Annotated in this window: 20 protein-coding genes; 19 read left to right on the top strand and 1 reads right to left on the bottom strand. The window is 53.8% G+C overall.

The features are described from left to right. Positions 1-179 precede the first annotated feature (179 nt). From ACULM0_RS15085 to ACULM0_RS15135, 11 genes are all read left to right on the top strand, one after another. On the top strand, positions 180-2144 hold the full coding sequence (locus tag ACULM0_RS15085; protein WP_463678361.1) for a 5'-nucleotidase C-terminal domain-containing protein: 1965 nt from the start codon (positions 180-182) through the stop codon (positions 2142-2144). Between the two features lie 395 nt (positions 2145-2539). Then, positions 2540-3955: a sigma-54 interaction domain-containing protein gene (locus ACULM0_RS15090; RefSeq protein WP_463678362.1), complete on the top strand. Its 1416-nt coding sequence runs from the start codon at positions 2540-2542 to the stop codon at positions 3953-3955. Between the two features lie 233 nt (positions 3956-4188). Then, positions 4189-5268, top strand: a complete 1080-nt coding sequence (locus ACULM0_RS15095; RefSeq protein ID WP_463678363.1) for an ornithine cyclodeaminase family protein — start codon at positions 4189-4191, stop codon at positions 5266-5268. 88 nt (positions 5269-5356) lie between these two features. Further along, positions 5357-7333 carry a transporter substrate-binding domain-containing protein gene (locus ACULM0_RS15100; protein ID WP_463678364.1) on the top strand — a complete coding sequence of 659 codons (1977 nt, stop codon included), beginning with the start codon at positions 5357-5359 and terminating at the stop codon, positions 7331-7333. After that, positions 7330-8691: a sigma-54-dependent transcriptional regulator gene (locus ACULM0_RS15105; RefSeq protein WP_463678365.1), complete on the top strand. Its 1362-nt coding sequence runs from the start codon at positions 7330-7332 to the stop codon at positions 8689-8691. The genes ACULM0_RS15100 and ACULM0_RS15105 overlap by 4 nt, the downstream gene beginning before the upstream one ends. Before the next feature lie 146 nt (positions 8692-8837). Next, positions 8838-9866, top strand: coding sequence for a TAXI family TRAP transporter solute-binding subunit (locus ACULM0_RS15110; RefSeq protein ID WP_463678366.1), 1029 nt, complete (start codon positions 8838-8840; stop codon positions 9864-9866). A 74-nt stretch (positions 9867-9940) separates the two neighbouring features. After that, on the top strand, positions 9941-11878 hold the full coding sequence (locus ACULM0_RS15115; protein WP_463678367.1) for a TRAP transporter permease: 1938 nt from the start codon (positions 9941-9943) through the stop codon (positions 11876-11878). Between the two features lie 201 nt (positions 11879-12079). Further along, entirely contained in the window at positions 12080-12244 is a 165-nt protein-coding gene (locus ACULM0_RS15120) for an ADP-ribosylglycohydrolase family protein (protein WP_463678368.1), read from the top strand. A 63-nt stretch (positions 12245-12307) separates the two neighbouring features. After that, a complete protein-coding gene (locus ACULM0_RS15125) occupies positions 12308-13141 on the top strand; it encodes an FUSC family protein (RefSeq protein ID WP_463678369.1) in 834 nt (277 codons plus the stop codon). A 45-nt stretch (positions 13142-13186) separates the two neighbouring features. Then, positions 13187-14245: a dipeptidase gene (locus tag ACULM0_RS15130; protein ID WP_463678370.1), complete on the top strand. Its 1059-nt coding sequence runs from the start codon at positions 13187-13189 to the stop codon at positions 14243-14245. Between the two features lie 55 nt (positions 14246-14300). Further along, positions 14301-15185 (top strand): hypothetical protein, encoded by an 885-nt coding sequence (locus ACULM0_RS15135; RefSeq protein ID WP_463678371.1) that lies wholly within the window; start codon positions 14301-14303, stop codon positions 15183-15185. A gap of 45 nt (positions 15186-15230) precedes the next feature. On the opposite strand, the gene ACULM0_RS15140 is transcribed toward ACULM0_RS15135, so the two are convergent. Further along, on the bottom strand, positions 15231-15554 hold the full coding sequence (locus ACULM0_RS15140) for a hypothetical protein (protein ID WP_463678372.1): 324 nt from the start codon (positions 15552-15554) through the stop codon (positions 15231-15233). A 187-nt stretch (positions 15555-15741) separates the two neighbouring features. Here ACULM0_RS15140 and phaZ point away from each other — a divergent pair, with 187 nt between their 5' ends. Genes phaZ through ACULM0_RS15180 form a run of 8 tightly spaced genes read left to right on the top strand, consistent with a single transcriptional unit; the run spans position 15742 to position 21689 of the window. After that, complete coding sequence (phaZ, locus tag ACULM0_RS15145; RefSeq protein WP_463678373.1) at positions 15742-16632, top strand: intracellular short-chain-length polyhydroxyalkanoate depolymerase; 891 nt, start codon at positions 15742-15744, stop codon at positions 16630-16632. A 12-nt stretch (positions 16633-16644) separates the two neighbouring features. Further along, positions 16645-17541 carry an SAM-dependent methyltransferase gene (locus ACULM0_RS15150; protein WP_463678374.1) on the top strand — a complete coding sequence of 299 codons (897 nt, stop codon included), beginning with the start codon at positions 16645-16647 and terminating at the stop codon, positions 17539-17541. Further along, positions 17522-17989, top strand: a complete 468-nt coding sequence (locus tag ACULM0_RS15155; RefSeq protein WP_463678375.1) for a hypothetical protein — start codon at positions 17522-17524, stop codon at positions 17987-17989. Before ACULM0_RS15150 ends, ACULM0_RS15155 begins: the two co-directional genes overlap by 20 nt. A 36-nt stretch (positions 17990-18025) precedes the next feature. After that, on the top strand, positions 18026-18361 hold the full coding sequence (gene yedF, locus ACULM0_RS15160; protein WP_463678376.1) for a sulfurtransferase-like selenium metabolism protein YedF: 336 nt from the start codon (positions 18026-18028) through the stop codon (positions 18359-18361). 15 nt (positions 18362-18376) lie between these two features. After that, entirely contained in the window at positions 18377-18751 is a 375-nt protein-coding gene (locus ACULM0_RS15165; protein ID WP_463678377.1) for a hypothetical protein, read from the top strand. Positions 18752-18767: 16 nt separating this feature from the next. Continuing rightward, positions 18768-19634 (top strand): SWIM zinc finger family protein, encoded by an 867-nt coding sequence (locus ACULM0_RS15170; protein ID WP_463678378.1) that lies wholly within the window; start codon positions 18768-18770, stop codon positions 19632-19634. 10 nt (positions 19635-19644) lie between these two features. Then, entirely contained in the window at positions 19645-20865 is a 1221-nt protein-coding gene (locus tag ACULM0_RS15175) for a Tm-1-like ATP-binding domain-containing protein (protein ID WP_463678379.1), read from the top strand. Further along, a complete protein-coding gene (locus ACULM0_RS15180; protein ID WP_463678380.1) occupies positions 20862-21689 on the top strand; it encodes a phosphoenolpyruvate hydrolase family protein in 828 nt (275 codons plus the stop codon). Before ACULM0_RS15175 ends, ACULM0_RS15180 begins: the two co-directional genes overlap by 4 nt. Positions 21690-21888: the final 199 nt, after the last annotated feature.

Genomic DNA, 21888 nt, shown 5'->3' on the forward strand with positions numbered 1-21888 from the left:
GAGAATAGAGAGCGTACCCTTGCGGGTCCGGCTCTCTTTTTTTTGTGGTGCTTCTACAAAATTTTCTGACAGGGCTTGTGTTATGCTTTGATGAGCATATACTAATTATGGGAGCCGCTACATATGTTAGTGGTTTCGTTCCCGGCTTGGGAACAGTACATAAGAGGAGGTAGAACAAATTGAAAAAGCTACTCAGTCTCTTGCTCGTGCTCAGTCTGCTATTGGGCCCGGTTTTGCCGGCAGCAACCTTCGCCGATGTGGGCGATACGGTCGAACTGAAGATCCTTGGAACATCAGACATTCACGGGGCAGTGAACAGCTGGTCCTATGAGAACGGGTCCGATAGAGGCGATACCGGGCTTGCTAGGGTGGCTGGTCTCGTGGAAAAGATGCGGGCGGAAAATCCCAACACGCTGCTGATCGACAATGGGGACACACTCCAGGGAACGATCCTAGCAGACGATCTTTACAATGCAGATCTCGCGTTGGAAAATCCCATGATCGCCCTGATGAACGCCATGGAATATGATGCCATGGTCCTGGGTAATCATGAGTTCAACTTTGGTCTTGAACTCGTGGAAAAGGTGATGGATGAGGCCAACTTCCCGATCCTGTCCGCCAATATCTATGACAAGGAGACGGGCGAAAACTATGCGACGCCGTACATCATCAAAGAAGTGGCAGGCGTACGCGTGGCCATCCTGGGTCTCACGGTACCGAGTATTCCGCGTTGGGATGGGCCCAAGGTAGAATCTCTGACCTTTAAGCACCTGGGCGATGAAGCGGCCAAGTACGTGGCCATGATTGAAGAGGAAGGTGCCGATGTGATCATCGTATCGGCTCACTCGGGACTCGAATCCAGGCATGAGCCAGATGAGGCCGATGCTGCCAAGCATATTCTTACCTCGGCTCCCGGGATCGATGCCCTGCTCGTTGGTCACGATCACCGATCAATCGCTGAAGAGATGAACGGTATCCTTGTCGGTGCACCTGCCGCCGGCGGTGACAACGAGGTCGTTCAGTTTGATTTTGAATTGACAAAAACAGCAGACGGTTGGGAAGTGACGGGTAAAGATGTGATGACCGTAGCGCTGGCCGATGTCGAGCCTTCAGAGGAAGTCTCAGAGCTGGCAGAGCCCTACCACCAGATGACGCTGGAGTTCCTATCGAATCCAATCGGTGTTGCCACGGCAGATTTCCATCCCGAAAGCGAAGTACCCGGTATTCCGGAAGCACAGATTCGGGATACAGCCGTGATGGATCTGATCAATCAGGTGCAATTGGATGTCACCGGAGCCGATGTTTCGGCGGCGGCACTCTTCTCCTCTTCTTCGAATATCGCCGAGGGCGAAGTGTCCTATTCCGATGTCTTTGATATCTACAAATATCCAAACACCCTCTATGCCGTGGAAGTAAACGGTGCCGAGCTCAAGGAGTACATGGAGTGGTCGGCTGCCTATTATAACACCTACGAAGAGGGTGACGTGACCATTAGCTTCAACCCAGAGATTCGCGGTTATAACTACGATATGTTCGCGGGCGTCGATTACAAGGTGGACATTTCGAAACCTGTGGGTGAGCGTATCGTCGATTTGACGTACAAAGGTGAACCCGTGACAGACGATATGACCTTCAACTTGACGATCAACAATTATCGCTTCGGTGGCCTCCAGAGCATGGGGATCATCAGCAATGATGCTTACTTCAAGTCTGATCCGATCTCGCTCAGAAGCTACATCCGCGATCACATCGCATCCGAGGGGACGATCACCCCAACGACGGACAACAACTGGGAAATCATCGGGGCTGATCTCGGCCATCCTATGCGCGATGAAATCATCGCCATGGTCAACGAGGGAGTGCTCACCGTTCCCAAGTCGGAAGATGGCAGAACACCGAATGTGAAGTCGCTGAACGTTTACGAACTAGCCGAGCAGGGTGTCATCACGCTCGAAGGCGAAGAAGCACCCCTTGAAATGCCTGAAACAATGGACATGGATACCTATGTGGTTGTATCAGGAGATGTTCTCTGGAGAATCGCACAGGCTCGCGGAACCACATGGGAGAAGTTGGCCGAGATGAACGAGCTGGCCAATCCCAACCTGATTTTCCCCGGCCAAGAACTGGAAGTGCCAGTCCAGTAACAACAAAGAAGATGAAAAAGGTGAGCCCATAGGGTTCACCTTTTTTGACCTTTCGTATGGTTTTTTCTCCTTTGACCGGCTCGATCGTTACGGGAGTCTTCGTGCCAGGTCGACCATTCCACCCAGCTGATCGGGAAACGAAAGGCCATCACGTAAAGAGCGGCGAGAACAAGCAACAGGATGACTGTCCATCGGGACATGGAGCCACACCCTTTCTCCGGTAAGTCGTTACGTACTTGACAGTTTCAGTGTACGCCTGGCTGTCATATTATTCAAGCATTTCGATCGGCTTGTCGGGAAATGGATAACCGTGTGCAAAATACGCTTGAAAGAGCAAAGGGGGCTTGTTCGACAGTGGTGACGGTGGTACGATAGCCATGAACAGGGGGGATCCTATGACAGATCTGATGTTGCTAAAGGATAGTATGCAAAAATTCGCCGAGGTGACAAAAGCGGCATTGAAACTGGATATCGATCTATTTGATCATGAAGGCTACCGCGTCGCGGGAACCGGTGTATCCAAGGATAAAGTGGGAAAAGCAATCGCTACGGATGGCATCGTCAACCGCCATATTTTTAAGGGTGAGGCCTTCATCGTCATCGATCACCCGGGTGTTGAAGAAAATTGTGCTACCTGTATTCATTATGGAGATTGCGTCTACCAGAAGGCTGTCTATGCCGCCATTCGTTCTGAAGGCCAGACGATCGGTGCCATGGGAATCCTGGCCTTCAACGAGGCCCAGGCCCGTTTGCTCACGGAGAGCAAGCGGGAGATGTTGGATTTCAGTCAGATGATTGCAGAGTTGATCAGTACGCGCGTGAAGGACTTCACGATCAACCGCGCACTCAAGAATGAAATCTCCGGTGGGCTCAACCCCATCGGACTGTCGGATATTGTCGGGCGCTCCCAGGCGATGAGGACCTTCAAAGAGCGGGTGAGAAAGGTCGCCCAGAGTCGATCCACCCTCTTGCTACACGGGGAAACCGGTACGGGAAAAGAACTCTTCGCCCGGGGAGTCCATGCCGAGAGCCCCTGGCGGAGAGGACCTTTTATCGTCATCAACTGCGGGGCGATTCCCGAGAACCTGATTGAGAGTGAACTCTTTGGTTATGAGAGCGGTTCCTTCACGGGAGCGAGCAAGTATGGCAAGCTGGGTAAGCTCCAGAGCGCCGACCAGGGAACGGTCTTTCTCGATGAGGTGGAGAACATGCCCCTTTATATGCAACAGAAGCTCCTGCGCTTTCTCGAGACGCGAGAAATCGAACGCATCGGCGCAACGGATGCGATCCGGGTGGACTTACGCGTGATCGTGGCTTCGAACCAAGATCTCGAAACCATGGTCCGATTGGGCACCTTCCGCGAGGACCTTTTCCACCGGATCAACGTGATCACTCTGGATATCCCGCCTTTGCGCGAACGTGGCCAGGATACGACCTTGCTGGCCGAGCATTTTCTCGAGAAATACCGGACTTACCTCAAGCGAGAGATCGATGGCTTTGCACCTGAGGTTCTCGCGTTATTCAGAACATACCCGTGGCCCGGAAACGTTCGAGAGCTCCAAAATGCAGTGGAGTACGCCGTCAACATGACGCAGGGTGGCACCATCGGCCTCTCGGTGATTCCCGAGCGGATACGCAAAGGAGACAAGGGAGAGCACACCCTCGCCCTCATGGAGAAAAAGGCGATCGAGGAGGCCTTGAAACGTTTCGGATGGTCCGATGAGGACAAAGCCAAGGCTGCCGAACATTTGGGCATCAGTCGATCGACAATCTACCGCAAGATCAAGCACTACGGAATCGCCCCATCATGAATAAAGCCCTGTCAGAATGACATTTTCCATGTCAACTTGACAGGGCTCTTGCTATGGGACCCATACGGCAGAAAAACAGCGCCATTGTGTTATTGAGACTCTCATTTTGACATACAAGGATCTCCTTGTCTTCTTATCAACTGGGCGATTGATGCGGTTTCTGGAGGAATCGAAACTTGGCATGACCTTTGCTTTAACATAGGCCAACCCAAGAAACCAAGGAGGAATTTGATATGGACAGACGCGTTGAGTTCTTGTACCTGCAACAAGAGGATTGTGTGAAGGCCGGAGGCTATGACATGGAAGGAACGATGAAGGCCACTGAGCGTTCATTCTTCTTACACGGTAAGGGTGATTACATTTTACCCCACAAGCCCGTACTACGGTGGGGGGGACCCGAGACGGAAGAAACCATCGGACGGATCATGTCGATGCCCGGTTTCCTCGGGGGCGAGGCTTACGCAGAGGAGCTGAATGAACGTGGTCTCCTCGGCCCCGTGAACACCTCGGGAATCAAGTGGATCCCTAGCAAGCCCCACAACCCCAAGAAATTCGGTCTTCCGCGCGCGAATGCGATTATCATCATCGTGGACCCCGATACCCTGATGCCCGTTTGTATCATGGACGGTGCCTTGGTATCGGCCATGCGGACGGGAGCCGCTAGCGGCGTCGCGGTCAAATACCTGGCCAACCCGGGCGCCAAGGTAATGGGCCTTGTGGGCGCATCGGTACAGGGCATCACCCAGACCCACGCCTTCAAGTGCGGCGCCCCGACGCTTGAGATCTGCAAGGTCTTCGACCTGAACCGCGAGACGGCCGAAACATTCTGCAAGCGCATGTCCGAAGAGATCCCTTCGATGACCTTCCGCGTGGTCGACTCGGCGAAGGAAGCCTTCGTGGACAGCGACCTGATCGCCACGGCCACCATGGCCAAGTCCCCCTACGTAGACGGCAGCTGGTATAAAAAGGGCGCCGTGCACTGTGAAATTTCTTTCTGGGACACGCCGCCGGAGGCGTTGACCCACGTGGACCATGTAGTGGTCGATGATTTTGATGCCGTAGCAGGACACGGTGTGGACGTGAGCTATCGGGCTGTCAGGGATGGTGTGATCCCACGGGACAAGGTAACCGATCTAGGGCAGAGTGTGGTCGGGAACGTCCAGGTGAGAAAGTCGCCGGAGGATGTCATTTTCTTCAATCCCATTGGCATGGGAATCCACGATTTGTCCGAAGCACACAGGGTCTACACTAACGCCCGCGACATGGGCATCGGAAGGGTGCTCCCGCTCTGGGAAAACCCGATTCTAGGATAAAAGTACTCGGCCCTCCCCGAATTTCGGTGGGGGGCTTTGTTGTGTCCGTAGATCCGGTGTATAATGCTTTAGAGAGGGGGAGATCATCGTGAACAGAAGGGCGCGCAGTTGTATCATTTTTTTTATCATCCTTTTTCTCGTCACGGGCAGTGCCTATGGCGAGGACGCGGATCGTTTCGTCGACGATCGTCCGACGGTCATCATCGGCGGTGACTATCACTTCCCACCCTTCGAGTACGTCGATCAGAACGGGAACTACAAGGGATTTAACGTCGACATCATGCGGGCTATCGCCATCGAGATGGGCATCGACATCGAGCTGAGACCCATGCCTTGGTTCAGCGCTGTGCTGGCGCTGAGAAACGGGGATATCGACATGATCCAGGGGATGAAATACAATACCTCGCGGGCAACCTTTTACGATTTTTCAGATCCTTATCTGATCTCTGCCCTGGGCATCTTCGTGCGCACCGATACCAATTACATCGTCAACCTGGAAGACCTGAGGAAACGGCGTGTGGCCATCCAGCGCGATGACTTTGCCGGGGAGGTCCTGTGGCACGTACCAGAGATCGAGCTGGTGGAGACAGAAACCCACCAGATGGCCATCAACAAGTTGCTCGCCGGGGAAGTGGATGCCTACGTGGGCAATCAACTCACCGGCCTCTATTTGGTCCAGCAGGATAACCGGCGTGGTGAGGTGAAAAAGGTAGGGGAGGACCTACTACCCAGCAATTATGGAATGGCCGTCAACCGAGGTGACACTAGGTATCTAGAGACCTTCAACGAGGGTCTCGAGCGCATTCGGGAGAACGGCACCTACGACAAGATTTACAGCAAATGGTTTGGTGACCCCATCGGTCTGCCCTACGCCCTCGTTCGACGCATCGCGTACTTCGCGGCTGGTGTGCTCCTTGCCCTCCTGCTCCTGATCGGTCTCTTCTACCGATGGAATCACAGCCTGAAGCGAGAGGTGAATAGACGGACGGAAGAGCTGAGGCGGGAGTCGACCTTTAAAGAACAGACCCTCAACAGCATCTTCAGTGGCCTCGTGACCTTCGATCGCGAAGGGATCATCCTTTCCATGAACGAGAAGAATGTTCACTTTCTTGGTCCCGGCTATCGAGAGCTCATCGGTCGTCACTATTCTCAGACGAAGCTGGATGCGTTTTTCTTCAAGGAGGATTTTGAACATGTGCTAGAGACGGGCGAGGAACGGAAGAAAGTGGAGAAAGTCTACGCCAGGGGAGGGGACCAGCGAATTCTCGAGTACAATCTCTATCCGCTCACCATGGAGGAGAACAACGTCTCGGGCATCACCCTCACGATGGCCGATATCACCAGCGAAAAACTCATGCAGCAGAAGGTGGCCGTACAGGACAAACTCGAGTCTCTCGGGCGGTTGGTGGCCGGCATCGCCCATGAGATCAGAAATCCTCTCACGGCGATCAAAACCTATATTGAGCTGATCCCGATGAAATACGATAATCCGGATTTTCGGAGAAAGATATCAGAGGATTTGCCTGCTGAAATATCCAAGCTAGATCAGATCATCACGGGTTTGCTCGAGTACGCGCGACCGGGAAAAGGACAAAGGGAGCGCCTGCAGGTGAAAGGAGCGATCGATAAGATCATCGGATTTTTCCACACTCAGATCGAACAGTCCTGTGTTTCTCTCGACCTGGGCATACCGGAAGATCTATATATTCGTGTGGATTCGCAGCAGTTCAAACAAGTGGTCATCAACATGATGCTCAATGCCATGCAGGCGATCTCTGAACGTCGGGCGGGGGGGGTAATCGAGATGACCGCTTGGCGGTCCGAGAATCGCGTGATTTTGCAGATCAAGGATAATGGTACGGGAATCGACAAAGAGGATCTCAACAGGGTATTCGATCCATTCTTTACCACCAAAGAACAGGGCACTGGGCTCGGTATGACCATCAGCTATCAGTTTATCAAGGAAAATGGAGGCGAGCTAGAAATCGACAGCCAGAGGGGAAGGGGTACGGAAGTCCGGCTCCTGTTTCCAGAGGATCTAGCAACGGAGGGGAAAAGGAAATGAACAAGATGCTGATTGTGGATGATGAAGCCGCCATCTGTACATCGCTAACCTTTGCATTCGAAGACATGTACCAGATCAGTGTCGCAAAGAACATCCTGGAGCTCAACGCTTTTTTAGAAACGGAAGTACCGGAGATCGTTCTCTTGGATCTACGATTCGGAGAGTACTCGGGTATCGACCTACTCGACCGGATCATGGAGAAGGGGAGAGATGCCGTGGTGATCATGATGACCGCCTACGGCACTATCGAGTCATCGATCGAGGCCATCAAGAAGGGAGCCTACGATTACATCATGAAGCCACTCGATCTGATCAAGCTCCGTGTCCTTCTCAACAAAGCCGTCGAGTACCGGGCCATGCAGGAGAAAATTGATTACCTCGAACGCGAGGTGCACGACCGATACAGCGTGGCGGGGATCATCGGTCGCTCGGAAAAGATGAGACGGGTGCTCGATCTCGTCCACAAGGTGAAGGACAATGATATCAACGTGCTGATCCAGGGTCCCACTGGAACGGGCAAGGAGCTCGTGGCCAAGGCGATTCACTACGAGGGTCGGCGCAAGGGTGGTCGCTTTGAGGCGCTCAACTGCGGTGCGATACCGGAGAGCTTGATGGAGAGCGAACTTTTCGGTTACGAGAAGGGGGCCTTCACTCACGCCGAGAAGCGAAAGCGCGGCAAGTTTGAGCTCGCCGACGGGGGGACGATCTTCCTCGATGAGGTCGGGGAAATGGCCCCCAATCTACAAGTGAAGCTGCTCCGTGCAATCCAGCAGAAGGAGATTGTACCCCTGGGCTCCGAAGGGAGCGTCCGCGTGGATGTCCGGATCATTGCCGCCACGAACAAAGATCTGAAAAAGGAAGTGGCGAGCGGTCGTTTCAGAGAAGACCTCTTTTTTCGGTTGAACGTGGTGAGCATCGATATGCCACCACTGAACGAAAGGAAAGAAGACATTCCCGTCCTCGTCGAGCACTTCATCAACAAGCACCAGAAAGACCTGGGTGATCACCACGTGAGGGGCATCACCAAGGAAGCGCTGAAGGCTCTCGAAAGACATGACTTTCAAGGAAACGTCAGGGAGCTGGAGAATATCATCGAACGGGCTATGGCCCTGACGGAACACGACTACGTGCGATGGGAGGATCTTCCAAGACTAGACGCCTGTGGGGAGAACCCTGGTCGGCTGCTCGATGACGTGGGGATCATCCCCATCAAGATCGGTCTGTCCATGGACGAGGTGGAGCGCCAGGTCATCTTGAGAACACTGGAGGCTATGTCCAACAACAAACGAAAGACCGCTGAGGTCCTGGGGATCAGCGAACGGAGTCTGCGGTACAAAGTGAAGGCTTACAGCGAGTAGGCAATTATTACAGCCCTGCAAATTTTGCAGGGCAATTTTTTCGTACTTTTCAGTCTTTTCAACGGAGAATGGCCACCTGCCAAGCTTGTGGTATTGGCATCGGTCTTGCAATGATAGAGGAACACATCTAATAAGGAGGGGTATTGATGAATCTGAAAAAAACAATCACGCTTGTACTGCTGGTGACAATCTTCGCGCTGACCTTAGCTGGTTGCGGAAGCTCGCAGGGTGGGGACGGGACACCTGCACCGGAAAAAGAGTTCGTGACCATCGTCACCGGTTCTACTGGCGGAACTTACTATCCAGTGGGAACGATCCTGGCCACACTATGGAGTGAGCAGCTGGGTGACAAAGGTGTCGTCGCAGCAGCACAATCGTCCGGTGGTTCCGTTGAGAACCTCAACATGCTCAAGTCCAACGAAGCACAACTGGGAATCGCCGTGGCCAGTCTCGGTTACTTCTCGATGACGGGTCAAGAGGGTTTTGAAGGCAACGAGTTCGAGGATATTCGTCTCGTAACGGGTCTATGGCCCGAGCTCAGCCAGATCATCGTGACGGAGAGATCCGGGATCAACAGCATCGCTGATATCGCCGGCCACTCGATCAATGTGGGTGGAGCGGGTTCCGGTACAGAGTACAGCACGCTAAAGATCTTAGAAGTGCTCGGTGGTCTGTCGGTTGACGATTTCAGACCGGAACACCTGGGTTACTCGGAAGCTTCCAGTGCCATGCAGAATGGTCAGCTCGATGCGATGAACGCAGAAGCGGGTATCCCGACTTCCTCGGTATCAGAGATTTTGGCCAGCAAGACGAACGTAAAAATGCTCGAGATCTCCGACGAAGAGTACCAGACCCTAAAAGCCGTTGCTCCTCAGTACGGACAGTTCACGGTACCGGCAGGACTCTATTCCGGCATCGATGAAGAGATTCAGACCGTGGGTATCAAATCAGCCCTGTTCACCAATGCCTCTGTCGACGAAGAACTGATCTACGACCTGACCAAGACAATGTACGAGTATTACGAGGATATCGTAGGCTCGCACCAAGCGCTCGAATCGGTGACGCTTGACTCGGCCGTTGAAGGCTTACCTCCAGTTCCACTGCATCCAGGAGCGGCCAGATACTACGAAGAAAAGGGTATCGAGATCCCAGCCGATCTCATGCCGGCCAACTGATCAGATGATCCTCGTGAGGGTAGCCACTATACCGGCTTACCCTCACGGGTCATTTTCAACAAGGGGGAGGTAGTATGTTTAACAATAGCAAGAAGGTCAAAGTGAAAAAGGAAAAGCTAGAACCCATAGCCGTGAGAGAGTTCAGCGGAAGAATCGCCCTGATGATCACCATTTTCGCGGTGCTCACCTCATTGTTTCACGTGTATATGAACAGTTTCAGTCTGATGATTCTCATCAAGAAGAATGCACTCCACCTCGGACTCATGCTCGCGCTGACCTTCGTGATGTACCCAGCGACGAGAAAATCCGATCCGCAGAACCCCTCGAAGTTCGACTGGGTACTCGCAGCAGGTGGCTTGATCGTGGGATTGTATATTTTCTTCACCTACGATGCGCTGATCGCCAGGTCCCTCGTTCCCATTCCCAGAGATTTCGTTTTTGCCATCTTAGCCATCTTTCTAACGCTCGAAGCCGCGCGCCGAGCGGTGGGGATCGTTCTACCGATTCTATCCCTCAGTTTCATTTTCTACGCGCGGTTCGGACAGATTTTCCCGGGCATCCTGGCCCACCGGGGTTTCACCTGGGAACGAATCTTGACGCGCATGTACCTGACGGACGAAGGTCTTTTCGGCGTGACGCTCATGGTTTCAGCCAGTTACGTCTTTATGTTCATCCTGTTCGGTTCCTTCTTGCAGCATTCGGGCACGGCGAAATTCTTCAATGACTTCGCCCTGGCCTTCGCGGGTCGCCTGCGTGGTGGCCCGGCCCAAGTAGCGGTCATGGCCTCTGGTCTCATGGGGACCATCAGCGGCTCTGCCCAGGCCAACGTAGCCACTACGGGCACCTTCACGATCCCCCTGATGAAAAAAGTGGGTTACTCCCCACGCTTCTCCGGGGCCGTAGAAGCCGCCGCCTCAACGGGCGGGATCCTGATGCCACCGATCATGGGGGCCGCGTCCTTTATCATGGCCTCGTTCCTGGGGATTCCTTACGTACAGATCATGTACGCGGGCATCATCCCGGCCCTCTTCTACTACTTCGCCATATTCGTGATGGTCGATTTTCGCGCACAGAAGATCGGACTCAAGGGGATGGACGAATCTCAACTGCCGGATCTCAAACGTGTGCTAAAAGAAGAAGGGCACTTGGCCCTTCCGATCGTCGTCATCTTGTTTTTCCTGGTACGGGGTATCACGCCGCTCTACGCTGCCTTCTTCGGACTGATCTCCACGATCCTGTTCAGTTCGCTACGGAAGAACACGCGGATGAAGCCCAAGGATTACATCCTGGCTCTCGAGGAGGGAGCCAAGACCGCTGTATCCGTGGCCATCGCCTGTGGCGTCGTAGGCTTTATCGTAGGTGTCGTGGCGATGACGGGGCTCGGTCAGGTCATCGCGCTGAACATCATGAAACTGTCCTTCGGACAGCTTTGGTTGGCACTGATACTGGTCATGGTCTCCTCGATTTTCCTGGGCATGGGGCTTCCCGCCACGGCTTGTTACATCATCACGGCCAGTGTCGCTGCACCCGCTCTGATCCAGATGGGTGTTCTCCCTATCGCGGCCCACTTCTTTGCCTTCTACTACGGCACCTTGTCTGCGGTCGTGCCACCTGTAGCGCTGACCTCCTACACGGCGGCCGGCATATCGGGTGCAAACCCCACGGAGGTGGCCTTCAGTGGTTTCAAGTTGGCCCTCGCCGGGATTATGATTCCCTTTATGTTCGTCTATTCACCGATTCTGTTGATGCAGAATGTGGTGGCCTGGCGTTTGGTCTTGACCATCGCTACTGGTCTCTTGGGTATCCTTTGCCTGGGTGCCGCCAATGAGAACTATTTCAAATCCTCGTTGAAGATTTACGAACGCCTGATGGCCTTCGCTGCGGCCGTGCTACTGGTGAAACCGGGTATCATGACCGATGCTGTCGGGATCACTCTGATGGTGATTTTCGTGGCCAGCAACGTGATCCGCACGAGAAAAGTCAATGAAGCAGTGGAAAACGAGTTCGCTTGATCAAGGGATCAACGAACGAGCTAAGGAGGCGTCCTCTCAATCGGGGCGTCTTCTTTCATTACTCAAGACCTATCAGGATGATTCGAGCATTCGATGGATAAACCCAATGAATATGGATATCTATGAAGTATGATTGTTAAAAGATCTTCGCAGATGAGGCTGAGTAGGAGAAATCAGAGAACACAGTTTGCAGGTTCTCTCATGGGGGGCGCTCTGGGCGCTGCCCTGGGATGGCCTGTTGAGTTTTTAAAATGGACAGAAATCGAGAAAATCTACGGTCCCGATGGCATCCGCCGGCCGACGCAGATGACCGATGATACGCAGGTGACCCTGTTCACAGGGAGGAGGCCCTCGCTTATCTTCTAACGCTAAGGACATGAGTCGTTTCTAGTCAGCAATAGAATCTTTCGTATAAGGATAAGGTGTTGCATGATGACAGTCAAAAAAGTGGGACTCCGTACCCTGAAGACCGCCCTCGCCGTTAGCGTCACGCTGATCGTGAGCGACTTCATACCCGTGACCAACCCGTTCTTCGCGGCCATTGCAGCGATCATTGCAATGGAACCCTCGGTATCGGCGGCGCTAGAGACGGGTAAGGATAGGATGTGGGGGACGATCCTCGGAGCGGTGATGGCCCTTTTGTTGTCGCTGTTTGCTCCCGTGAATGCACTGACGATCGGAATCGGGGTCATTATCGTCATCTATATCAGCAATCTGTTCGAATGGCAGGGGACCATCAAGATCTCTTCCATCGTATTTCTCGCCATTTTGCTGGGCTACGAGGACGCCCATCAAATCGACTACGCCATGTTCAGAACGCTGGATACCTTTATCGGTTTGACGGTGGGGACATTGGTGAACTTTTTCATCTTTCCGCACGATGTGGGTGGGAAGGTTATCCGCTCTATGGAAGAGATCATCCACCACTTGATCGAAGAGGTGGAGCAGATCGAAGGCCACCAGACAAAAATCGATCTTTCGCTCCTGAAAAAAGATCTTGATGCGATGGGAGAACAATTGGACGCACTGGAAAAAGACGTGAAACTCCATGTGCACACGCAACACGACAATCGGGAACTGCGGCGTATACTGAATCGTTTCGAGCGGGTCTACCATCACCTGGCCATCATTGATGCGATTGATGCTGAGCGCGATGCAGCACTGGGGGATGTGGATCAGCTCGTCCAGTACCACAACAGGCGAATCCTCACGATTTTGGAGGAAGTGTACGCACTCAAGCGCAGTCTAGAGGATCCGACGTGATCGATGGGAGGCGCGGTCCAAGCATACGAAGGAGTAGTGATGGGATTGAAAACATGGTTAGAAAAGGCGAGGGTACTACACGAAAAGGCACCCGTGATCGATGCACATTTCGATCTGGTTCCCGAGGTGTATTTCCGGAAGCGATTGAAAGGTGAGAAGCGGATTTTAGCGGATTCCTATCTCGATACCTTTGTGAGGTCTGGGCATAATGTGATCATCTGCGCGGTGTTCGTGGAAGAGCTCTTTCTGAACAACGGCGGTGGCCTGAAAAATGCCCTCGATCAGATCGCGGCCTTCCGGGAAGAAATCGCAACCTGCGATGGTCGCGCACGGCTCATCGAGACCACGGCCGATCTGGAGGGCGCCCTGTCGGGGGCTTACACTGGCTTTATCCTTTCGCTCGAGGGTGTCGAGCCGCTCATGGGCGATGTGCATATGGTCGAGATCTTCCACGCGCTGGGCGTACGCGCCATGGGACTCACCTGGAGCAGGCGCAACGAGGCTGCCGATGGATGCGATGTCGAGGGTCTCGAAAGGGGGGTGCCGGGTGGACTCTCGGCCTTCGGTAGGGATCTCGTTCGCACCGCACATCAGCGTCACCTGTTGATCGATGCAGCCCATCTTTCCACGACAGGATTTTGGGATCTAGTGAAAATATCCGAGGACCCCTTCATCGTGTCCCACTCCAATGCCACTGCCCTGTGCAAGATACCGCGCAACCTGACAGACGATCAGATCCGTGCGGTGGGCGATGGTGGTGGCACCGTGTGCATCAATGCCATCAAGGACATGATCCGCTCCGATGGGGAAGCCACCGTACAGGATCTGGCCGATCACATCGATCATATGGTCTCGCTGATCGGTACCGAGCACGTGGGGTACGGTTTTGATCTTTGCGATGCCTACATCGAACATTCACCCTTTACAAGCATGACGGCGTTACTCGGTGAACACAAGAAGAACGACCTGTTTAAAGATCGCGAGGAATCCATCCGACTGACGGCCGAGCTTCTTCGCCGGGGCTACGAGGAAAATGAAGTGATCGCGATCGTCGGAGGGAACCTAGCACGGATTCTGTTCCACGCGCTACCTTCCGGAGAATAACGTATCCACTAGAAAAGCAAGAGCTAGGCAACCATAAGCCAATAGGAGGCGTCTGATGAATAACAAACCGCGCAACAAAAGTTTACTGGCTATCTACGGCCTAGGAAGAGAGGCCATCCACTGGTTGAACGACGTACTGCCCGAGGAAATTGAACCGCTCGAATGGTGGGGAAGCGTAGAAGAATTGTTCACCTCACAACCCGCTGCCATCCTGCTCAATCCCCAAGAGCTTTCCGAGGAGGAGCTCGACCTGTTCTCCGAACACCTCGGGGGTAAACTCCAGCGGATCCTGGTTCTCTCGAGCGAGGACTTTCCCGATCAGGTGGATTTCCGTTACCACAGGGTCCATCTCTTTGATGATCTGGGCAACGAGACGATGCGCTCGCTGGAGCGGCTCGTGCGGAGGGACCGACACCGGGTGGCCCGGGGATTCTCCACTACCACCCTCGATGACTTGACCGTCCTGTTGCAGGTTGAAGTGACGGGAATCGATCCTGCCACCGATCGGATCGCCAGCATTTCTGCAGTGCGCATACAGGGCGGTCAAGAAGACAGTCGCTTGCACCTGGTTTTTGATGATGAGACCCAATTGGCCAAGGGATTAGACCGCCTACTGGGCTGGTGCGGTCGTGCGCCCTGGGCGATCTGGAACAGCACGTTCATCCTTCCCTACCTGCAACATGCTTTTCATACCGTGCACCTGGGTGCAAACACGACAGTGGTCGATTTGTCAGAGATCGCCTGCACGCTGGTCCCGGGACAGCAGTTCAAGCACCCGGAAGATTTTCTCAAGCAGTTTTCCCAGCCCGTGGACGGTGACCGACCCCCGCTCGACGCCCTCATCCGAGCATACGGAGAGATCCACAAGGAGCTCGAACGTCAGCACTATCTCCGTCTGATCGATGCGGAGTGCATCCCACCCGTCCCCATGAAAATCTGATGCTCAGAGCGTAGAAAAAGCGAGCGTGGACTCGCTTTTTTCTCGTTAGAAATGATCAGCCGATTCCGTCCACTCCCGGCAGAAGGACTCGATCTTCAGTTCAATCGTTGTGAAGCGTTCTCGCGTTGAGTAGGCCTCGTTTTTTAAAAGTCCCGTTCGTTTGACAAGGGACACCAACTCTTTTCGCACGTGCTGGGCATCCAGTTGGATTCTTTCCTGATGGCGTGTCAGCTCCTGGATCTCACTGCTGAGCTGGTGGGAAAGGGTCAAGAGGTCTTCCCTGGTGATCATTTGGTCCTTGATCTCTGCGAGTTCTCTCTGCAGTTCGCGTAGTGTGGCCATCTTATCTACGGTCCTTTCGCAGCGCATGTTCGCTCCTTTCGTGGTCCTTCAATCGATAGGAAAATTATACCATATATAATTGTAAAAATATACCATTATCCCTTGGTTTCTTCTCTCCAGGACGTTCTTTTCCCCAGCGCACATGATAGTTGTTCGTCAAAACGGGTAATCTTAAAGTGATGGTGACCACACAAAGTACAAAGGAGACTGGAACGTGAACCTACAGACAATCGCACTACCGAATGGAGAGACCCTGGGCTATCGAGAACAAGGAAGCGAAGGTCCAACCCTCTTGTTGATCCACGGAAACATGACCAGTTCAAAGCATTGGGATCGTTTGATGAACGTGCTTCCAGATAGCTACCATGTCGTGGCAGTCGATATGCGCGGGTTCGGAGCAAGTACCTATAACGAACCGATCAACGATCTTGCCGATTTTGCATCGGATATCAAAGATTTTGTCAGGGCACTGGAGCTGGCTCCCTTTTACCTGGTGGGCTGGTCCACCGGTGGCGGGGTGGCGATGCATTATGCGATCGATCATCCCGCCGATGTGAAGGGTCTGGTCCTCGTTGAGTCCGTGGGCATACAGGGTTATCCGATCTTGAAGAAAGATGAGAAGGGACAACCGATTCCAGGAGCATTTCATACCACCAAGGAAGAAATCGCTTCTGATCCGGTGCAGGTGCTGCCCATTCTAAAGGCTTACCGGGACCGCGATAAAGAGACCTTACGCGCGATTTGGAACCTGAGCATCTACACGGAGATGCAGCCTCCAGAGGAGACCTATGAAGCCTATCTGGAGGACATGTTGACCCAGCGAAACCTCGTGGATGTCGATTACGCGCTGTCACGGTTTAATCTGTCTCATGCGCACAACGGTGTGGTCGAAGGGACGGGAAGCATCGATGAGCTGAAGGGCCCTGTGCTGATAATTCAGGGTGAGAGGGACCTGGTGGTACCACCGGCTATGGGTCGACAGCTCAAGGGGGTTCTGGCGGATCGCGCGGAGCTCGTGATGTTCAGCGGTGGCCATTCACCGCTCGTAGACAACCTCGATCGACTGCTAGACGAGATCACGAGCTTTATCGATCGTAGAGAATAAGGAGGCACTTAGATGTCCCGTGAAGCCGCAAAGACCAGCGACGGGGTCCTGTACACCGTGGCCCTCGAGCAGACCTTCCCAGTAGACAAGCGAATACTCAACGATCCTCTCGCAGCCCCTTTTTTGCCCCTTGGTCTACGGTGGTTCCTTTGGATCACCCATTTTCCCCGCGTCCGAGACTGGATGATCCGGTCGCTAGAAAAAGACCTGCCCGGGGGTTGGAGTGGTTTCTTGTTGAGGAAGCGGTATATCGATGAACGGCTTGAAAAAGCCCTACCCCATGTGGAACAAGTGGTCAACCTCGGAGCAGGTCTCGATACGCGCGGCTACCAATGGGAGCACGCAGACCGAGTGCCACTCTACGAACTGGATCAGGAGATGAACAGCGCCAAGAAGCGACGGATCGTGGAGAAGTCCCTGGGTCGTGTGCCAGAACACATCTCATTGGTGCCCATCGATTTCGAGGAAGAATCTGTGAAAGAAGCTCTCGCCGAAGCGGGATACAGGAGCGGTCGTCCGACTCTCTTTATCCTAGAGGCAGTGACCCAGTACATCACCAGACCGTCTTTCGAAGAGATCCTTGCGCTTGTGACCAAAGCCGGCCCGGGGAGCGAGCTGGTGTTGACCTACATACAAGTGGACTTTATCGCGGGCCGTGAGCCGATGGGCTGGGAAAAAGCCTACGAGAAATACGTTGTAACGGGACTCTGGCAAACGGGATTCTCGCAGGCGGAACTAGAGCGCTTGATGTCATCTTACGGTCTGAGCGTCGTAGAAGACCGAGACTACGGCTCGCTCTTCGATGGGTATGCCGGGCACACGGGGAGGGTACTTCAGACCAGCGGCGTAGAGCGCGTGGTATGGGTGAAAAAACGAGAAGGTGAGGAGCATGAAGATCAGAGAACATAACAGCAAAGGGAGCCGATTCCCGAATCGCGGGGTTCTGATTCCTGTGCTCATTCTACTGCTGCTCCTTGTGCCAACGGGATGTCAAGAGCAGAGGGCTCCGAAGGAAACCAGCCGTATCGGCTATCTCAAGGCTGCCGAAGAACAGTACTTCTATTTCAACGAGATCTTATGGGTGACCCTGGAGGATACGGCGACTATCGAGCGGCTTGGGCTCGATCCCAATGCGGACATGCCCGGTGGTTTTTACATCCATGATAAGCAGATCGAATGGGAGGTATTTGATCCCGGTGAATCAGTAGTCTACAGAATTCTCGACCCCTATCCCGATTCCAGGGCGGTTGCCCGCCCGCTTTTTAGAAATCGATTGGATGAACGTGGGGAGATGCTCGTGAGGATCCATTATTCGGATGGTGTATCCAGTGCGATAGAAGAGCAGTATTTGCCCTGAGGATAGCCTAGGACCACTATACAATGGAGGAGAGAGATGGAAAAAATTATCATCATTAATGACGAGAGCTTTGGTAGGGGCGATGAAGCCTTAGGCAAGCGCCTCATGGGTGCTTTCTTGAGAAAAATATGGGCGAGTCCTGTGAAACCAGAGACCATCATCCTATACAATTCTGGAGTGAAGTTGGCGGCTATGGGATCCGAGGTCCTCGACGCCATGAACGGCTTGCATGAGGCGGGAATCGATATCCTGGCATGTGGTACCTGCATTGATCATTTTGGGCTCAAGGACGATCTCGTGGCAGCTAGAATCAGCAACATGGAAGAAATCGTGGGTTTTATGATGAAGAAGGATAGGGTTTTGACCATCTAGAAGGGAGCGAATGAGATGACCAATGCCGATGTACTCGATTACTATCGAGACATTCTAACGACGGTTCGTGACACCTATTGGCAGCCGGACAGTCCACAGTACCCGCTACTCGATCACTTGAACCAGTTGCTTCTCAATCATATGGCGGGTGAGGACCATATTGTTCTGACGGCAATGAAGCGGCTCCTAGAAGATTACGCAGTGATGCCGAGAACAGAGGATGAGAATCCTGATTTTTACGAGAAGATGATGACCGTGGTCATGCACATCAGGGGAGATCTCATGAAGCGCGGGGATCTGCGGGGTGAAGTATACCGAATGCAGATGGAAGCTATCGATGAACAGCTCTCGATCTTGCGCGACCAGAACGTGTCCCTGCCGGCACTATGATAAGGGGTGATCGGGCATGACCCTCGATACCTTTGCCTGGCGCGTGGCACCGGAAATTCTAGATCGTGGTCTCCAGTACCACCGGGAGGGACGGGTCCAAGCGCTTGAGGAAGAATCGCCGCTCACCTACCGGGCCCTTGTGAAGGGTTCAAGCGATTACAGGGTGCGCGTCAGTCTTTCCGAGACGGGAGAGATCCTGACCAGCACTTGCGATTGTCCGTACCACGGCGGTCCCGTGTGCAAACACCAAGTGGCGGTCTACCAAGCGGTCGCCGAGCACTTCGGCGAACGGGGCGATCGGATTAAGGATAAAAAGAAGGCCCTCATCCATCTGCCACAATGGCGGCAACGTGAGCTGCTTCTATTGCTCGAAGAGCAGATCGATCTGACACCGGAGGATTTTGTGCACGCGGAACGGAACGAAGGGCTCATGTCCTTTTACCGGGAACTCATGCAGGCTGAAACGGAGGTAGCTTTCGATCGGTTGATTGAAAATGACGATAAGCGACAGGATCCACTGGGGTACTTGGATCGTCGATTGCTTCTCAGGGCTGTAGGGATCGAGCGGAGACGAAAGGTGCCAGAGACCCTTCAAGCCGAAATCGAAGAGACGGTTGGGTGGATCGCCCGAGAGGGTGGGGATCAGGCGGCAACGCTTCTGGAAGTCTTGTTCTCCCCCCGCATTTCCGATGGTTTTTTCCGACTGTCGCTCCTCGAGATTTTCCTGGCCCACTCGACTGACCGCACACGTCGCCATCAATTGTACAGTGGCCTGAAGGTCATGCACATGTACGCTCACGGTGCCTTGCAGCGGGCCATCTTAGCACTGATCCACGAGATCCATCCAGATCGAAGCGAAATACCAATCGAATCACAAGAATAAGGAGGTACATATGTCCAAAACCATTGCGATTATCGGAACCCTGGATACAAAGGGAGAAGAGTTCCAGTTTCTAAAGACCGTGATTGAGGCCCAGGGGCTGAAGACCCTTGTGATCGATGCAGGCGTGCACGGGGAGCCTTTTTTTACACCGGAGGTACCGGCGAGTGATATTGCTGAGCTGGGTGGGAGCACCCTCGAGACCCTGCGGCAGAAAAATGACCGTGGTACGGCCATCGATGTGATGATGAAAGGGGCCACCGCATGTTTGGTGAAACTCCAGACGGAGGATCGGGTTCAGGGTGTCATCAGCCTCGGTGGAACAGCGGGCACGACCATCGGAACGAGTGCCATGCGGGCTATGCCCGTTGGCTTCCCCAAGGTCATGGTCTCCACCGTGGCCTCCGGGGACACGAGACCCTACGTAGATGTCAAGGACATTACCATGATGTACTCTGTGGTCGATATCTCGGGCATCAACAGCCTTTCGGCCAAGATTTTATCGAATGCCGCCAAAGCCGTCGCCGGGATGGTGGGATACAGTTTCGACATCGAACTGGAGAAGAAACCACTGATTGGCGCTACGATGTTCGGCGTCACGACCCCCTGTGTGACCACAGCACGGGCTTATCTTGAGGAGAAGGGTTTCGAGGTACTGGTTTTTCACGCAACCGGTACAGGCGGACGTGCGATGGAAAGCCTGATTGAGGATGGCTTTATATCCGGTGTGCTCGATATCACCACCACAGAGTGGTGTGATGAACTCGTGGGCGGTGTCCTCTCGGCCGGTCCCCACCGATTGGAAGCAGCCGGTAAACGGGGGATTCCGCAGGTGGTCAGCGTGGGGGCACTGGATATGGTCAACTTTGGACCGATCCATTCCGTTCCGGACCAGTTCACCGATCGGAATCTATACAAGCACAACGCCACGGTGACCCTGATGCGTACCACGGCTTCTGAAAACGAGGCCCTAGGGAAGATCATCGCTGAGAAATTGAACGCCGCGCAGGGCCCGACGGCTCTCTATCTACCGATGAAAGGTGTCTCTATGATTGATGTGGAGGGCCAACCCTTCTACGACCCTGAAGCCGACCGGGTACTATTCGGTACTCTGAGAGAAAACATCGATGAGCAGGTGGAGCTTCACGAGGTGGAGGCCGAGATCAATGACGAATCGTTTGCGCTTACCATGGCCAAGCGCCTGGTGAGCATGATGGAGGAGGCTAAGCAATGATCACAAGACAACGAGCGAAAGTACGGATTAAAGAACAAATCGCAAACCGACGCCCCGTGATCGGGGCGGGAGCGGGGACCGGGCTTTCGGCGAAGTCTGCCGAGGCCGGTGGCGTCGATCTGATCATCATATACAACTCCGGGCGTTACCGGATGGCGGGCAGAGGATCCCTAGCAGGACTCATGCCCTACGGCGATGCCAACGCCATTGTGGTGGACATGGCCAGGGAAGTGTTGACGGTTGTCAAGGAGACACCGGTACTGGCAGGAGTCTGTGGCACAGATCCCTTCAGGGATATGGACCTTTTCCTAGAAGAACTACAGGGGATGGGGTTTACCGGTGTACAGAACTTCCCGACAGTGGGACTGATCGACGGGACCTTCCGTGATAACCTAGAGGAAACGGGCATGGGGTACGACCTTGAGGTGGAGATGATCCGAAAGGCCCACGACCTCGATCTCCTGACCGCCCCCTATGTCTTCAGCGAGGAAGATGCCATCAAGATGGCCAAGGCGGGTGCAGATATCATCGTGGCCCACATGGGTCTGACCACCAAGGGAACGATCGGTGCCAAGACCGCCCTGACCCTCGACGATAGCGTCGAGCGGATCCAGAGAATCTGCGATGCTGGTAAGTCCGTGAACAGGGACCTCATTGTCCTCTGTCATGGTGGACCCGTGGCCGAACCGGAGGATGCGGCTTACGTGCTTGAACGCACCAAGGGAGTTGCCGGATTCTTCGGAGCCTCGAGCATCGAACGTCTGCCCACGGAGGTAGCGATCAAGGGTCAGGTGGAACGTTTCAAAGAAATCATGTTCGATTGAGAAAAGCCCCATAGCGGGCTTTTTTTATGTTAAGAAGGCAATTTTTGACGATAGGAAAAGGTTTCCATTGACAGGAGAGTATGTGGTGGTATAATTAAGTAAACGTTTACCCTAGAAGGGTAGTGTCTAAAGATCTATGAAAACCATAGGTCGGCTCGAGGCCTCCCGACAGCTATGGGAAAAGGCAACGGACGAGAAA

It is taken from the genome of Halotolerantifilum yawarlongkerapense, from assembly GCF_054506745.1.

Excerpts from the sequence above, each read along its gene's own strand:
- ACULM0_RS15090 (WP_463678362.1), top strand. The coding sequence starts at position 2,540 with ATGACAGATCTGATGTTGCTAAAGGATAGTATGCAAAAATTCGCCGAG.
- ACULM0_RS15095 (WP_463678363.1), top strand. The coding sequence starts at position 4,189 with ATGGACAGACGCGTTGAGTTCTTGTACCTGCAACAAGAGGATTGTGTG.
- ACULM0_RS15105 (WP_463678365.1), top strand. The coding sequence starts at position 7,330 with ATGAACAAGATGCTGATTGTGGATGATGAAGCCGCCATCTGTACATCG.
- ACULM0_RS15110 (WP_463678366.1), top strand. The coding sequence starts at position 8,838 with ATGAATCTGAAAAAAACAATCACGCTTGTACTGCTGGTGACAATCTTC.
- ACULM0_RS15115 (WP_463678367.1), top strand. The coding sequence starts at position 9,941 with ATGTTTAACAATAGCAAGAAGGTCAAAGTGAAAAAGGAAAAGCTAGAA.
- ACULM0_RS15120 (WP_463678368.1), top strand. The coding sequence starts at position 12,080 with ATGGGGGGCGCTCTGGGCGCTGCCCTGGGATGGCCTGTTGAGTTTTTA.
- ACULM0_RS15125 (WP_463678369.1), top strand. The coding sequence starts at position 12,308 with ATGATGACAGTCAAAAAAGTGGGACTCCGTACCCTGAAGACCGCCCTC.
- ACULM0_RS15135 (WP_463678371.1), top strand. The coding sequence starts at position 14,301 with ATGAATAACAAACCGCGCAACAAAAGTTTACTGGCTATCTACGGCCTA.
- ACULM0_RS15140 (WP_463678372.1), bottom strand. The coding sequence starts at position 15,554 with ATGCGCTGCGAAAGGACCGTAGATAAGATGGCCACACTACGCGAACTG.
- ACULM0_RS15150 (WP_463678374.1), top strand. The coding sequence starts at position 16,645 with ATGTCCCGTGAAGCCGCAAAGACCAGCGACGGGGTCCTGTACACCGTG.
- ACULM0_RS15155 (WP_463678375.1), top strand. The coding sequence starts at position 17,522 with ATGAAGATCAGAGAACATAACAGCAAAGGGAGCCGATTCCCGAATCGC.
- yedF (WP_463678376.1), top strand. The coding sequence starts at position 18,026 with ATGGAAAAAATTATCATCATTAATGACGAGAGCTTTGGTAGGGGCGAT.
- ACULM0_RS15165 (WP_463678377.1), top strand. The coding sequence starts at position 18,377 with ATGACCAATGCCGATGTACTCGATTACTATCGAGACATTCTAACGACG.
- ACULM0_RS15170 (WP_463678378.1), top strand. The coding sequence starts at position 18,768 with ATGACCCTCGATACCTTTGCCTGGCGCGTGGCACCGGAAATTCTAGAT.
- ACULM0_RS15175 (WP_463678379.1), top strand. The coding sequence starts at position 19,645 with ATGTCCAAAACCATTGCGATTATCGGAACCCTGGATACAAAGGGAGAA.
- ACULM0_RS15180 (WP_463678380.1), top strand. The coding sequence starts at position 20,862 with ATGATCACAAGACAACGAGCGAAAGTACGGATTAAAGAACAAATCGCA.